Origin of the sequence: Halomonas ramblicola (assembly GCF_030409215.1) — a bacterium.
Lineage (GTDB): Bacteria > Pseudomonadota > Gammaproteobacteria > Pseudomonadales > Halomonadaceae > Halomonas > Halomonas ramblicola.
Genome location: NZ_JAUFPL010000012.1, coordinates 1 through 14,758, shown reverse-complemented (window position 1 = coordinate 14,758; position 14,758 = coordinate 1). Strand labels below are relative to the sequence as shown.

Annotated in this window: 12 protein-coding genes and 1 pseudogene; 4 read left to right on the top strand and 9 right to left on the bottom strand. The window is 62.4% G+C overall.

Going from position 1 to position 14,758, the window contains the following annotated elements; all coding sequences use genetic code 11:
• Positions 1-745, bottom strand: a 745-nt coding sequence (locus QWY80_RS02395) for an IclR family transcriptional regulator (protein ID WP_290229076.1), incomplete at its 3' end; no start/stop codon positions are given.
• 185 nt (positions 746-930) lie between these two features.
• Here QWY80_RS02395 and xsc point away from each other — a divergent pair.
• The 4 genes and pseudogenes from xsc to QWY80_RS19395 all read left to right on the top strand — a co-directional run.
• Entirely contained in the window at positions 931-2,751 is a 1,821-nt protein-coding gene (gene xsc / locus QWY80_RS02390; protein WP_290229075.1) for a sulfoacetaldehyde acetyltransferase, read from the top strand.
• 85 nt (positions 2,752-2,836) lie between these two features.
• Complete coding sequence (gene pta / locus QWY80_RS02385; protein WP_290229074.1) at positions 2,837-3,856, top strand: phosphate acetyltransferase; 1,020 nt, start codon at positions 2,837-2,839, stop codon at positions 3,854-3,856.
• Positions 3,857-3,869: 13 nt separating this feature from the next.
• Positions 3,870-4,619: a sulfite exporter TauE/SafE family protein gene (locus QWY80_RS02380; protein WP_290229073.1), complete on the top strand. Its 750-nt coding sequence runs from the start codon at positions 3,870-3,872 to the stop codon at positions 4,617-4,619.
• Between the two features lie 182 nt (positions 4,620-4,801).
• Positions 4,802-5,018, top strand: a pseudogene (locus QWY80_RS19395) (transposase); the annotation flags it as partial.
• 368 nt (positions 5,019-5,386) lie between these two features.
• Here the strand turns inward: QWY80_RS19395 and QWY80_RS02365 are convergent.
• From QWY80_RS02365 to QWY80_RS02330, 8 genes are all read right to left on the bottom strand, one after another.
• Positions 5,387-6,865, bottom strand: a complete 1,479-nt coding sequence (locus QWY80_RS02365) for an amidohydrolase family protein (RefSeq protein WP_290229072.1) — start codon at positions 6,863-6,865, stop codon at positions 5,387-5,389.
• Positions 6,866-6,880: 15 nt separating this feature from the next.
• Positions 6,881-8,068: an amidohydrolase family protein gene (locus tag QWY80_RS02360; protein WP_290229071.1), complete on the bottom strand. Its 1,188-nt coding sequence runs from the start codon at positions 8,066-8,068 to the stop codon at positions 6,881-6,883.
• Positions 8,069-8,082: 14 nt separating this feature from the next.
• Complete coding sequence (locus QWY80_RS02355; protein WP_290229070.1) at positions 8,083-8,772, bottom strand: flavin reductase family protein; 690 nt, start codon at positions 8,770-8,772, stop codon at positions 8,083-8,085.
• A 33-nt stretch (positions 8,773-8,805) separates the two neighbouring features.
• The gene (locus tag QWY80_RS02350) at positions 8,806-9,891 is read right to left on the bottom strand and encodes an ABC transporter ATP-binding protein (protein WP_290229069.1); all 1,086 of its coding nucleotides are present in this window, start codon (positions 9,889-9,891) and stop codon (positions 8,806-8,808) included.
• Between the two features lie 12 nt (positions 9,892-9,903).
• Entirely contained in the window at positions 9,904-10,950 is a 1,047-nt protein-coding gene (locus QWY80_RS02345) for an ABC transporter ATP-binding protein (protein ID WP_290229068.1), read from the bottom strand.
• 11 nt (positions 10,951-10,961) lie between these two features.
• Positions 10,962-11,897 (bottom strand): ABC transporter permease, encoded by a 936-nt coding sequence (locus tag QWY80_RS02340; RefSeq protein ID WP_290229067.1) that lies wholly within the window; start codon positions 11,895-11,897, stop codon positions 10,962-10,964.
• Positions 11,898-11,908: 11 nt separating this feature from the next.
• Positions 11,909-12,898, bottom strand: a complete 990-nt coding sequence (locus QWY80_RS02335; RefSeq protein ID WP_290229066.1) for an ABC transporter permease — start codon at positions 12,896-12,898, stop codon at positions 11,909-11,911.
• Between the two features lie 77 nt (positions 12,899-12,975).
• Complete coding sequence (locus tag QWY80_RS02330) at positions 12,976-14,553, bottom strand: ABC transporter substrate-binding protein (RefSeq protein WP_290229065.1); 1,578 nt, start codon at positions 14,551-14,553, stop codon at positions 12,976-12,978.
• Positions 14,554-14,758: the final 205 nt, after the last annotated feature.

The following is a 14,758-nucleotide window of genomic DNA, read 5'->3' as shown; positions in this document are numbered from 1 at the left end:
CGGCGGCGCGCTGCAGTGCCGGCAGGCACTGCAGCCCCTTCTCCGGGGTCATGCGCATCACCGGGGCCTGGATGGCGACCCCCAGGTTCGAGCGCCCCTTGTGGCCGGGCACCAGTACCGCGATGCACAGCAGCCCGGGCAGGAACTCCTCGTCGTCGAAGGCGTAGCCGTCCTGGCGCACCCGCCCGATCTCCTCCTCCAGGGCGTCGAGGTCGGTCAGGGTGTTGGGGGTGAACCGCTCCAGCGCCACGGGGGCCAGCAGGCGCTTGCGCTGGGCGGGGCTCATCTGCGCCAGGAACAGCTTGCCGCTGGCCGAACAGTGCACCGGCACCCGCGAGCCGGGGTGCAGGTAGAAGCGCAGCGGCGCCGTGGTCTCGACGCGATCCAGGTAGAGCACCTCGTTGCCGGACAGCGCCGTGATGTTGCAGCTCTCGCCGACCTCCTCCACCAACCGCTGCAGCACCGCATGCCGGGCCCCCTGGACGGTGTTGTTGAGCAACAGGTTCTCGGCCAGGCGGCGCAGGCGTACCCCCGGTCCGTACTGCCGGCTGTCGCCATCGCGCTGGAGCATGCCGGTCGCCTCGAGCTGCTGCAGCATGCGGTGCAGGGTAGGCTTGGGCAGTCCGGTCTCCTCGACCAGGCCCTGCAGGGTGAAGAACTGGTCCTTCTCGGCGATCACTTCCAGCAGTGACAGCAGCCGCATGGTGGGCGTGTCGCCATCGAGCTTGGCCACGTCGGGTTTCATGGGGCACCTCGCATCCGCATCGGGGTCAGGGTCAGCATATATCAATTCCTGTTTTTGGTAGAAATCATATCATTTTTTGAAATTTTTGTTGACGGGCGTCGGCCGGGCTCCTAGAGTCAGATCCATTCCGGAAAACGGAATGAATGGTTCCATATAACGTCAATGACCGGCTCGGAGGAACTCCCATGAGCACCGACAACACCGCAGACACCCGCCAGGTCGTGCAGGGCAAGCAGACCATGACCCCCTCGGAGGCCTTCGTCGAAACCCTGGTGGCCAACGGCGTCACCGACATGTTCGGCATCATGGGCTCGGCGTTCATGGACGCCATGGACATCTTCGCCCCGGCCGGCATCCGCCTGGTGCCGGTGGTCCACGAGCAGGGCGCGGCGCACATGGCCGACGGCTACGCGCGGGTCTCGGGGCGCCACGGCGTGGTGATCGGCCAGAACGGCCCGGGCATCTCCAACTGCGTGACCGGCATCGCCGCGGCCTACTGGGCGCACAGCCCGGTGGTGATCGTCACCCCCGAGGCGGGCACCACCGGCATCGGCCTGGGCGGCTTCCAGGAGTGCCACCAGCTGCCGATGTTCCAGGAGTTCACCAAGTACCAGGGCCACGTCACCCATCCGGCGCGCATGGCCGAGTACACCGGGCGCTGCTTCGACCGGGCGATGTCGGAGATGGGCCCGACCCAGCTGAACATCCCGCGGGATTACTTCTACGGCGAGATCGAGTGCGAGATTCCCGAGCCCTCGCGGCTGGACCGCGGCCCCGGTGGCACCCGGAGCCTGGACGAGGCGGCCGCGCTGCTGGCCGAGGCCGAGTTCCCGGTGATCGTCTCCGGCGGCGGGGTGGTGATGGCCGATGGCGTGGAGGCCTGCCAGGCGCTGGCCGAGCGGCTGGGGGCGCCGGTGGTCAACAGCTACCAGCACAACGACTCCTTCCCGGCCAGCCATCCGCTGTGGTGCGGGCCGCTGGGCTACCAGGGCTCCAAGGCGGGCATGAAGCTGATTTCCCAGGCCGACGTGGTGGTGGCGCTGGGTACGCGGCTGGGGCCGTTCGGCACCCTGCCGCAGCACGGCCTGGACTACTGGCCGAAGGACGCCAAGATCATCCAGATCGACGCCGACCACAAGATGCTGGGGCTGGTGAAGAAGATCGCGGTGGGCATCTGCGGCGACGCCCGGGCCTCCGCCGAGGCGCTGAGCGAGCGCCTGGCCAACCGTGACCTGGCCTGTGACGCCTCCAAGGAAGCGCGCGCCGCCAAGATCCGCGACGAGAAGGCCGCCTGGGAGCGCGAGCTCGACGAGTGGACCCACGAGAAGGACCCGTTCAGCCTCGACGCCATCGACGAGGCCGCCGGCGAGACGCCGTTCTCGGGCGGCGAGTACCTGCACCCGCGTCAGGTGCTGCGCGAGCTGGAGAAGGCGATGCCCGAGGACGTGATGGTCTCCACTGACATCGGCAACATCAACGCCGTGGCGCACAGCTACCTGCGCTTCGAGCGGCCGCGCAGCTTCTTCGCACCGATGAGCTTCGGCAACTGCGGCTACGCGCTGCCGACCATCATCGGCGCCAAGGCAGCGGCGCCGGAGCGGCCGGCGATCGCCTACGCCGGGGACGGCGCCTGGGGCATGAGCCTGATGGAGACCATGACGGCGGTGCGGGAAGACATCCCGGTGACCGCGGTGGTGTTCCACAACCGCCAGTGGGGCGCGGAGAAGAAGAACCAGGTGGAGTTCTACAATCGTCGCTTCGTGGCCGGCGAGCTGGACAACCAGAGCTTCGCCGAGATCGGCCGGGCGATGGGCGCGGAAGGCATCACCGTGGATCGCCTGGAGGACGTGGGCCCGGCGCTGAAGAAGGCGGTGGACCTGCAAATGAACGAGGGCAAGACCTGCATCATCGAGGTGATGTGCACCCGCGAGCTGGGCGACCCCTTCCGCCGCGATGCCCTGAAGAAGCCGGTTCGCTTGCTGGAGAAGTACCAGGACTACGTCTGAGGCGATACCGAGTAATGGATGTGGTCTTCCCCCGGCTTTGCCGGGGGCTTCTTCTTTCGGGCAAGACGATCGAGAGGTGCGCGAGATGAAAGCGCTGAACAACATACGGGAGCGCGCGCGCCGGTCGCCCCGGCGCATCGTGCTGTGCGAAGGCGAGGACCCGCGGGTGCTGGCGGCCGCCGCCCGGGCCACCCGCGAGGGCCTGGCTCACATCCTGCTGGTGGGCGAGCGGGCGCGCACCGAGGCCGCCGCGGCCGGGCACGGCATCGGGCTGACCGGCGTCGAGCTGATCGACCCCGCCGATTCGCCGTTGACGCCGCGGCTGGCGAGGGCCCTGCATGACCTGCGCGAGAAGAAGGGCATGACCCGTGAGCGGGCCGAGCGGGAAGTCCTCGAGCCGCTATGCTTCGCCAATCTACTGGTCCGCGAGGGCCATGCCGATGGCTCGGTGGCGGGGGCCGTGCTGACCACCTCGGAGGTGGTGCGGACGGCCATCCAGGTCCTGGGCATGGCCCCGGGATGTCGACTGGTGTCGAGCTTCTTCCTGATGATGCTGTGCCAGCCGTTCCATAGCCTCAAGGGCGGGTTGATCTTCGCCGACTGCGGCCTGGTGATCGATCCCGATGCCGAACAGCTGTCGCAGATTGCCATGGCCGCGGCGGACAGCGCCCAGTCCTTGCTCGGCGAGGCGCCGCGGGTGGCCATGCTATCCTTCTCCACCAGCGGCAGCGCCCGGCATGCGGTAGTGGACAAGGTGGTCGAGGCGGCCCGCCGGGTCAAGGCCTTGCGGCCCGGGTTGGCCATCGACGAGGACGTTCAGCTCGATGCGGCCATCGTCGCCGAGATCGCCGAGCGCAAGCTTCCCGAATCCCAGGTCAAGGGCAATGCCAACGTGCTGATCTTCCCCGATCTCGAGGCCGGCAACATCGGCTACAAGCTGGCCGAGCGCATCGGCGGCGCCGAGGCCGTCGGGCCCCTGTTGCAGGGGCTGGCCAAGCCGGCCAACGACCTCTCGCGGGGTTGCAGCGTCGACGACATCATCAACGTCATCGCCGTGACCGCGGTCCAGGCCCAGGTGGCCGAAGCCGGGGCCCAGGCATGCTGAGGATGGGGGCAGGATGACCCTTGCGGTGTTGCTGCCGTTCCTGGCGATCGCCGCCGTCGCCGGCTATTTCCAGACGGTGACCGGCTTCGGCCTGGGCATGATCGTGATGGGGGCGACCAGCGGGCTCGAGGTCGCCCCGGTGGCCTCGGTGGCGGCGGTGGTCAGCCTGATGACACTGGCCAATTCGGCGGTGGCGCTGCCGGGCAAGCTCGGACATCTCGACCCACGGGTGACCGCGGCGACGATCGCCGGCATCCTGCCGGCGATCGTCGCGGGGGTGCTGTTGCTGGACTACCTCAGTGGCAGTGCCGCCAGCGTGGTGCGCGTCGCCCTGGGGCTGGTGGTGATCTACGGCGGCGTGAGCCTGGTGCTGCGCCCCCGCCAGCACGACACGCTCTCCTCCAGGAAGAGCTTCTTCGTCAGCGGGGTGCTGTCGGGGCTCTTCGGCGGCTTGTTCGGCATCGCCGGGCCGCCGGTGATCTACCAGTGCTATCGTCAGCCGATGCCGCTGGTAGCGATCCGCAACATGTTGATCCTGCTGTTCGCGGCCACTTCAGGGGTGCGCACCCTGTTCGTCGCGCTGCGCGGACAGCTCGACGCCGAGATCCTCACCCTCACGGCCTGGGCCATCCCGGTGGTGGCCCTGGCCACCTACGCCGGGCGGCGCTGGCCGCCTCCCTTGTCCGCGCTCGCCATGCGTCGCCTGGCCTTCGTCACCCTGGTGGCGATCGGCGCCGGGTTGATCGCCTCGGAGCTGTACTGAAGCGCTTCTTGCATAAGTATTTTGCACTTATCTTCTCAGATATATCTTTCAGCATATGTTGAGAGGACTACCTAGTACTACGGAGCCATAAATAAAAAGGTAATCTCCCGGCTTTGCTGGGGGATGCTGACTTGGTTTGCTAGCGTTCCACCGCGGTGGTTTCCGAGTCAGGGGGAGGCGCTATGGCACATCACACCCTCCATGAGGCTTTCGATGTCTACCTGGACGAGCTGGCGCCCAAGCTGGAGCCATGCCGACCGTGTGTCTGGCTTCAAGGACTACTGCTATGGCTTGATGCTGCCCCTGCCTCGCAAGAGCATCGAGCCCATCGCCGCCAGCGTCAATCCGGCGCATGTCCAGGCCCGCCATCAGGCGCTCCATCACCTGATCGCCAACGCGCGCTGTCGGATCGGACGCGACGACTAGGAACTCAAACAGGCGTTAGGGCTGGATTACTATAAGGGGCGCAATTGGCGAGGCTTTCACCACCATGTCTGCCTCTGCATTGCCACCCATGGTTTCTTGGTCGCCGAACGGCTGCGTCGTCGGGATCAAAAAAATCGCACTGTTCCCGGCACCTGCCCTACCCGAAGGGTACCTGCCGCGGGGTCATATCACGCACCTAGCGCCACGTGAGTGAGTCCATCACTACGCTGAGATGGCATCTGCACCAAGGTCTCATGGGGATCTTGCATAGCAGATGTCGATGTTTATGACATAGTAGTACTAGGGTTCAGTGCTTTACAGAAGCCTCTGCCTACCGTCTGTCACTTCTTTTCGAGGTATGCAATAGGAAACGAGCTATTAAAAATTTCTTGTTCCAGTGGATGAAGGTGTGTGCGTTCTGGGTATGAGGCACGCAGTCGGTCAAACTGATCCTGTGCTTGATTTGCTAAGTATTGAAAGTTGACGCCTGAAATTTTTCGATCTTTCACTACAGTTTTACCATTTACGATGACACGAGAAAAATCTCGCCCTGAGCCGCTCATAACCATGGTCTGGATGGGGTCGATGAGTTGCCCAAGATGAAAGCCTTCCAGGTCGAATATCGTTATGTCTGCTTTGGCCCCAGGAGCCAGACGGCCTAAATCGGATCGATTCAAAGCTGCCGCTCCATCCAAGGTGACGGCATTGTAGTAGTCGGCCGCTGAGCAGGAAGTTTCATTGCCATCCACTACTCGCGTGATCATGATGCCAGTGTGCATGTTTGTGATCATGTCGGGTGGGAACGTATCCGTCCCCAGACCAATATTAATGCCACGGGTTCGCATTTTGGAAAATGAATTCATGAAATGCCCCATGCGAGCACTGACTAACGGGCAGTGGACTAAGGTGGATCCGTTTTCCACCAGGATGTCGAGATCACGTTCGATGGTCTTCGTTGTGGGTTGAACTCCTCCCAAGTGAATACCGTGAGGCAGCATTACCCTCTGGCCCAAGAGACCAATATCTTCCAACAGGCTTAGGGATGAACAACCAAATCGGGCATGTATTGCTTCGAGCTCCAGAAGAGATTGGCAACAATGAAGGCGGACCGGGCATGCGAGATCACGAGCAGCTAGGGCTGTGCTTTCAAGCAACTCCCGGGTGCAGCATTCGATGCGGTCCGGAGCCAGCATGCCGCGGATCAGGCCATCGGCATATCCTTCATAGTCCTTGACGAACTCGATGGCGGCCTCGAGGCCACGCATGCCCCGCGGCACGTCCCAATGGATGTCGAGGTGCCCGTTCGGGTGAACCACGGACGCCCCGGTACGATAGGCCGGCCCCAGGTACAGGCGGATGCCCAACTCGGCACCGATCGCCGCGGCGCGAGCGAACTCCGCATAGGTCTCGTTCCACTCCCGATACAGCAACGAGGTGATCGGTAGCGCCGTGGTGACCCCGTTGAGCAGCAGCTGCGTGAAGGCATAGTGTTTCTTGGCATCTTCCTCCTCCGGTGTGTAGACCTCGCGTGGCCCGCGCTCGACATAGGTGCTCGCCCAGACGCGGCCATGGCGCCAGCCGGGGGCGTTGTCGAATCCCAGTACGGTCGAGTCGAGGTCTGCCAGGGCATCCAGGTCGATGAAGCCGGGGCCGACCACTGCATTGCCGGCGTCGATGCGCTCGTCCACTGACTCGGCATAGCCGAAGCCGACGTGGATGATGGTGTCGTCCTCGAAGACGACTTCCCCGTCGGGGATTATCACGTGGCCCTGGCCATCGAAGCCGATCACATAGCGGCCGGTAATCAGTGTCCTCGTCATCGAGATATTCCCTTTTTATATCAGGCAGTTGCCATTGGCGGCGACCAGGCGGCCGCCTTTGATCACGGCGATGCGTGGCGTGCGGCTCATGATCGCCTCCACGCGGGTCTCGCCGGCCACCACGGTGAGGTCGGCACGGCAGCCTGGCGTGATGCCGTAATCCTCTGTCTCCATCACTTCGGCGCCACCCCGGGTGATAATGTCGAGCACTAGCTCCAGGTCCTCGTCGCAACGGAAGCCGCTGCGAAAGCCCAGCAGCATGGCTCGTTCCAGCATATCGGCGTTGCCGTAGGGGCCCCAGGAGTCGCGGATGCCGTCGGAGCCACAGCACAGGGTAACCCCTGCTTCGTGGAGGCAGCGCACGGGGGGGAATTCGATGTGGCCGGGGCCATGGGTCATGATGGCGATGCGGTTGTCGACCAGAAGGCCGGTAAGGTGGTCGAGGTAGGCGTCATCCACCATGCCCAGGCAGAATGCATGACTCACTGTGACCCTGCCCCGCATCCCCAGTGCCGCCGTGCGCTCGGCGATCAGCTCCAAAGCGAAGGCGCCCAGCATGCCGGGTTCATGGAGATGAATGTCCACGCCCGTGCCCTGCTGATCGGCGATGGCGAAGATGCTGTCCAAATGACGGACCGGATCGCGATCCATGCTTGATGGGTCGATCCCACCTACGAGATCGGCGCCTAAGCGTATGGCTTCGGTCATCAGTTCCTGGGTGCCGGGGCGTACCAATAGACCGCTTTGCGGAAAGGCGACAATCTGCATTGTCAGAGCGTCTTGGAAGCGCTCGCGGGTGGCCAGCACTCCCTCGAGGTTGGCCAGGCCGATCTCGGTGTCGATATCGACGTGGGTACGGATATGGGTGGTGCCCATGGCGATGGACTGACGTACCTGGCTGGCCGATTGGACGGCCGGTGAATAGCCAAGCCTTTGTCTGACTCGTCGTTCATCGGCGATGCGCTCCTGGATGGTGGGACCGGCGCTGTGACGGTGCCACGGCTGGCCCCAGTGGGTCTTGTCCAGGTGGGTGTGAGCGTCCACCAGGCCGGGAAGCAGGATGCCGTTGTGGCCTTCCACAACCGGGACGTCGGGCGCCTCGAGTGCCGGGCCCACACGGCTTACCACGCCATCGGTCACCAGCACGTCCACGCAGTTGCCCTCCAGCGGACGTACGTTACGCAACAGCAAGCTATTCGACACGATCTTCTCCCTGGTCAGTTGATGCCATGGTCCATAGTGGTGCTGGTTTGGCCGATCACGGTCTCTTGCTGGCGTGCTGCCTCCTGCGTGGCCTGCCATTGATCCATGCTGGGTCGCGGCAGCTCGAACTGGGTAGCGGCATACAGATAGGCATCTGCATGCAGCCGCGCCAGGGGATGGTAGGCATCGGGGCGAACTCGCAGCGTCCGTGGGTCGATGTACTTGTCCTGTATATGCATGTGCAAGACTTCGCCGACGATCACTGAACGGCTGGGGTATTCCAACGACTCCGTCTTCCGGCACTCCATGGATACTGGCGCCTCCAGGATACGACCTGCACGTAGGTTGCGGCTGGGGGCCAGCGTCAGTCCCGAGGCAGATACCTCATCTTCCTCCGGTGCGAAGTCCAGGGAGGTCGTAATCATGTGGGGGGCAATCTGCTCATTGACCAGGTTTACCACGAACTCTCCACTGTCGTGTATGTTCTGGGTGGTGTCCTTGAAGCGCCCGTCAGGGCGGTGTTGGATGCCCAGGATCAGGATCGGCGGCTCATCGCCGAACACGTTGAAGAAGCTCATGGGGCCGGCGTTTGAGACCCCGTCGGCATCGATCGTAGTGACCAGGGCGATGGGTCGCGGCACGATGAAGCTGACGAGCAGCTTGTAACGCTCCTGCTTGGTCAGTCGGTCGAAATTGAATTCCATAGGATTTTCCTTCACTACACTCTCGAGGTCGTTTCAGCTCGTCGCGATGAGTCGACCTTCCTCGACGGCATGACAGGCGACGAAGCCGTGTTCGACATTGTGGATTGGCTGGGGCACTTCGCGCTCGCAACGCTCCGTGGCGTGAGGGCAACGCGGATGGAAGGCACAGCCGCTGGGTGGGTTGAGGGGGCTTGGCACCTCACCAGCGACTGGCGTGCGCGCCCGTCCCGTCATTTCCAGGTCGGGAATGGAGTCGAGCAGCATGCGCGTGTAGGGATGCTGGGGCCGTCGAAACAGTTCATGCTTGTCGCCGACTTCCACCAGGCGACCCAGATACATGACGCCCACCCGGTCCGAAATGTGGTACACGACCGAGAGGTCGTGGCTGATGAACAGGTAGGTCAGTGCGAATTTGCGCTGCAGGTCCTTCATCAAGTTGAGGATCTGCGCCTGCACCGAGACGTCGAGCGCAGAGGTGGGTTCGTCGCAGACGATGAATTCGGGATTACTGGCCAGCGCTCGAGCAATGGAAATGCGCTGGCGTTGTCCACCGGAAAACTCGTGCGGATACTTCTCGCTGTCTTGTACATTGAGCCCAACACCCTGCAGCAGCTCCTTCACGCGGTTGGCGATTTCCTCCTTGCCATCCAGCAGGCCGAAGACCCGAATCGGCTCGGCGATGATATCGCCCACCCGCCAGCGAGGATTGAGGCTGGCATAGGGGTCCTGGAAGATCATCTGCATTCGGTGGCGAACGGCATCCATGTCCTGTCGGCTGTGACGGGCGATATCCTGTCCCTCGAACTCGATGCTTCCGTCGGTAGTGCCATTCAATCCGACTACCAGTTTAGCGATGGTCGATTTCCCGCAACCTGACTCACCCACTAGACTAAAGGTCTCGCCACGATAAATATTGAAATTGACACCATCCACGGCTTTGACCACCTGCTTGCCCTTGCGCTCTAGCAGGCGATTGAGTAGTGGGGGCGATACATCGAAATAGCGCTTCAGGTTGGTTATGCGGAAGACGGGTTGAGTGGGGGTATGAGGGACGTCCTCCCTTATGTTGTGCGGTGCCGACATCGGAGCGGCTATCTTGATGGTTTCATTCATGTTCATGATGCCTGCTCCTCAGACGTGGTGATCGGACAGTGTGGCGGTTTTGGCGGTCTCCGATCTCGGCAACAGGGGCTCCTCCATGTCTTCGACCAGCCAGCAGGCGGCGTCGCTGTCGCCTACGGCGATCAGGTTGGGACGTTCGACGCGACACCGCGAGAAGGCATGGGGGCAGCGGGGGTTGAAGGCGCAACCCTCGGGAATCGCAGTCAGCCGCGGCATGGATCCTTCGATCTGTTCCAACCGCTCGACATCATGGAGCACGGTGGGAATGGAGTTCATCAGGCCCTGGGTGTAGGGATGCTTGGCTGACTTGACCACCTCGGCGACCGGACCGACCTCGACCAGCCGCCCTGCATACATCACGGCCACGCGATCCGCCGCCTCGGCGATCACCCCCATGTCGTGGGTCACCAGCATGACGGCGGTGCCCTGTTCCCGACACAGGCGCTTGAGAACCGTGATGATCTGCGCCTGGACGGAGACGTCCAGGGCCGTGGTCGGTTCGTCGGCGATCACCAGCTTGGGATCGGCACACAGGGCCAGGGCAATGACCACTCGCTGGCGCATGCCGCCGGAGAACTGATGTGGGTACTGGTCGATGCGCGTCTCCGGCGCCGGAAGGCCCACCTCGGACAGCAGCTGAATGGCCTTCTGGCGCGCCTGTGCCTTGCTCATCGGCAGGTGTGTGCGGATAGTCTCGATGAGCTGCCGGCCGACTGTGTACAGGGGGTTGAGGCTGGTCAGCGGATCCTGGAAGATAGCACCGATACGCCGGCCCCTCAGGCGCCGCATCTCGTCCTGGGACAGGGTATCGATGCGATGTCCCTCCAGGTGGATCTTGCCACCGGCGATGCGCCCAGGGCTTTCCAGCAAGCCGGTGATGGCGGTTCCGGTCAGCGACTTGCCAGCACCGGACTCACCGACAACCCCGAGGATCTCGCCTGGGGCGATCTGCAGCGAGACACCATCGATGGCTTTCAGCGCCCCGTGGCGCGTATCGAACTCGATGTGCAGATCACGAACATCCAGCACGGGGGATGTGACCTTGTGTTCTGTCATGATCGTCTCTCTCAGCGCAGTTTTGGGTTGAGGGCATCGCGCAGCCAGTCGCCCAGCAGGTTCACCGACAGCACCAGCAGGACCAGGACGGTGGACGGGAAGATGACCACCCACCAGATTCCCGAGAACAGGAACTCGTTGCCGATGCGAATCAGGGTGCCCAGCGAGGGTTCGGTGGGCGGCATGCCTACACCCAGGAAGGACAAGGCGGCCTCGATCAAGATGGCGACTGCAAGGTTGACCGTGGCCACCACCAGGATGGGACCGATCACGTTGGGCAGGATGTGCTTGGCCATGATCGAGCGCGAGCGCAGGCCAATGACGCGCGCAGCCAGTACGTATTCCCGGTTCTTCTCGACCAGAGTGGAGCCACGTACGGTGCGCGCATACTGCACCCAGGTGGTCAGGCCGATGGCCAGGATCAACACGAAGATCACGGCGTCGTGCTGCATTTCAGGTGGCAGGACGCCGCGTGCGACGCCGTTGATCAGCAGGGCCACCAGGATCGGCGGAAAGCTGATCATCACATCGGCGATGCGCATGATGGCGGCGTCGACCGCCCCGCCCACATAAGCGGCGAGCAGGCCCAGGCAGACGCCCAACGTCATGGCGAAAGCCACGCTTGCCAGTCCCACCAGGATGGAGATGCGGGCCCCGTACAGCAGGGCCGACAGAACATCACGGCCCTGGCCGTCGGTACCCAGCAGGAAGGCGGGGTCGCCGCCCTCGATCCAGGCCGGCGGCAGCTCGCTGTTGAGCAAGCTCAGGGTACCGACATCGAAGGGGTTATGGGGGGCGATCCAGGGCGCCAGGGCTGCCGACAGGATCAGGGTGACCACCACGAGGGTGGCAACCACAGTGATTGGGGAGCGACGAAAGCTGTAGAACAGGTCGCTGTCGATGAAGCGGCGCCAGTCGTTGGTGAAGCGTTGCGTTAGGGTGCTCATGGGGTGGCTCCTCAGGCGCTGGTGTTGTTTTTGCCTGTGTCGACGCGCAGTCGTGGATCGACCACGAAATACAACATGTCGACGATGGTGTTGATGACCACGAAGATCAGCGACACCATGACCAGGTAGGCGGACATGACCGGGATATCCACGAAACTTACTGCCTGCATGAACAGCAGCCCCATACCCGGCCACTGGAAGACGGTTTCGGTGATGATGGCAAAGGCGATCAAGGCGCCGATCTGCAATCCGGTGATGGTGATCACCGGCATCAGGGTGTTGCGCAGGGCATGACCGAAATGGACGGCACGGTTGGTCAGGCCGCGTGCCCGGGCGAAGCGGATATAGTCGGTCTTGAGGACCTCAAGCATTTCCGCCCGCACCAGCCGCATGATTAGGGTGATCTGGAACAGCGACAGGGTGATCACCGGCATGATCAAGGCCTTGAGGCCACTGACCGTCAGCAGTCCGGTGCTCCAGCCGCCAAGCTCCACCACTTCGCCGCGGCCAAAGGAAGGAAGCCAGTTCAACCACACCGAGAACACCAGAATCAGCAGGATACCGGTGACGAAAGTCGGTACGGAGATCCCTGCCAAGGAGACCGCCTGGAACAGGTGGCTCAGCCAACTGTCGCGCCTCAACGCGGTATAGACCCCCATGGGAATGCCGATCACCAGCGATAGCACTACGGCGGCGAGGACCATCTCCATGGTGGCAGGCAGGCGTTCGGCGATCAGGTTCGATACCGGTCGCTGATTGCGGTAGGAGATGCCGAAGTCTCCCTGAACGGCATTGGTGATGAAGTAACCGAACTGGACGGGGAGCGGTTCGTTCAGGCCGAGCCGCGCCTGTAGTTCGGCACGCTGCTCCAGTGTCGCGTCCTGGGGCAGCATGTTGGTGACCGGGTCACCGACGAAGCGAAACATACTGAAGGCGATGAAGGCTACGGCAAGCATCACCAGCGCGCCTTGCAGAAGCCTGCGTATCAGGAATGCAATCATGGTATTGCCCTATCCTGTAGGAGAGGAAGAGGGCGACAGCCTGTGTCAGGCTGTCGCCGGCCATCTAATGTGCTGGCTTATTCGACGGTGGCGTACCACAGTCTCACCTTGTTGTCGGGTGTCTGAGGCACCTGGATATCGTCGTTGGTTGCCCAGATCAGGGGCTGTTGGTGGAGGGGAAGCAAAGGAATATCCGCTTTGGAGAGCTCGAATGCCTGGTCGATCATCGACAGTCGCTCCTGCTCGTCCTGCGCGACGGAGATTTTCTCGATGAGAGCATCGACTTCAGGATTGTGATACCCGCCGGGATTCCAGGCGCCGTACTTGTCATGCGGACTGGACAGCACCTGTGACAGGATGCTGAAGGAGTCGAGCATTGGCAGGGTCGCCCAACCGAACATCCAGATATCGGATCCACCGTTCAGGGCCTCCTGCCAGTGGTTGCTGGCATTGCGCGCATTGACCCGCGTCTCGACGCCGATGCGGGCCCACATGGCGGAAATCGCCTGGCAGATCTCCTCGTCCCGCACGTATCGGTCGTTGGGACAATCCAAGCCGACGCTGAATCCATCCGGATAACCGGCCTCGGCCAACAGTTGGAGTGCGGCCTCGGGGTCATAGGGGTAACGCTCATCGAGTTCTGCTGCATAGCCGGGTACGGCGGGCGCCACGGGCAGAGCCGCATTGCGTGACTTGCCCCGCATGAGCTTGTCATGGATCAACTCCATGTTGATCGCCTGATAGAGTGCCTTACGCACCTTCACTTCCTGTAAGGGATTGCCCTCGGCGCCGTTATCCTCGAGCGTTGCTGGTGACTGGTTGAACGCCAGCATGATGGTTCTCAGTCCCGGTGTCTCAAGGATTTGGATGCCTGGTGCGTTCTCGAGCCTGGCGATGTCTTGCAACGGCACGCTCAGCATCATGTCGATTTGGCCGGAGAGGAGCGCCGATACTCGTGTCGCATCGGATGCAATGGGTGTGAACTCGATGCGCGTCAGGTTGTGTTCGGCCTCGTCCCACCATTTTTCGTTGACGGTAAGAACCGTTTCGGCATCGGGACGACGGGTTTCGAGTACGAAGGGGCCAGTCCCATTGGTATGCGTCGTGCTGTAGCTCTGTTCGCCCTTGCTGGGGTCGATGGGCTGCAAGGCGCCGTGCTCGCTCATCCATTGCTTATCGAGGACGTAGACATTGGTGAGGTCATTGAGGAGCAGGGGGTAACTGCCGTTGAGGTGGATATCGACGGTATGGTCGTCGACCCGCTCGACCCCCGCCACGGCGGGCAGGTTACCGCGGATGGGGGAGTCGGGGTGGGTCGCACGCTCAAGCGACGCAACTACGTCCTCAGCGGTGAACTCACTGCCATCGTGGAACTTGACACCCTGTCGCAGGGTGAACCGCCAGCGGTCCGGCTCCACTTTCTCCCAGCGGGTTGCAAGGGCAGGCTCGATTTCGAGGTTCTGATTATATCGCACGAGCGGTTCGTAGATATGGTGAAGGAAGGCTAACGTAGGGCTAATGGCCTGGCCGTGGGGATCCATAGAGTAGATATCGGAGGTGTCCGCCCAAGTTATAGTTTTAGCATGCACTGTCCCAGCGACGAGGATGCTGCTCGCAATAAGAGTGAGAGGTAAGTTTGTCTTGATGTTTTTCATTGTCTTGCTCCGCCTAGGTTGTTTGTTGATTGTTTAGGGCTCGTCGAGGCTTCTTGACCTCCTTTTGTTTGAAATCTTTTTGTCTATTTCCTTTGCTATGTTGGCGGTCTCAATGACCAAGTGCAACACGTAACTCATCAGGTACGGTGTTGCCATGACTTACTGCTATCGCCATCTCTCTGCTGAAGACCGAGCCGCCATCATG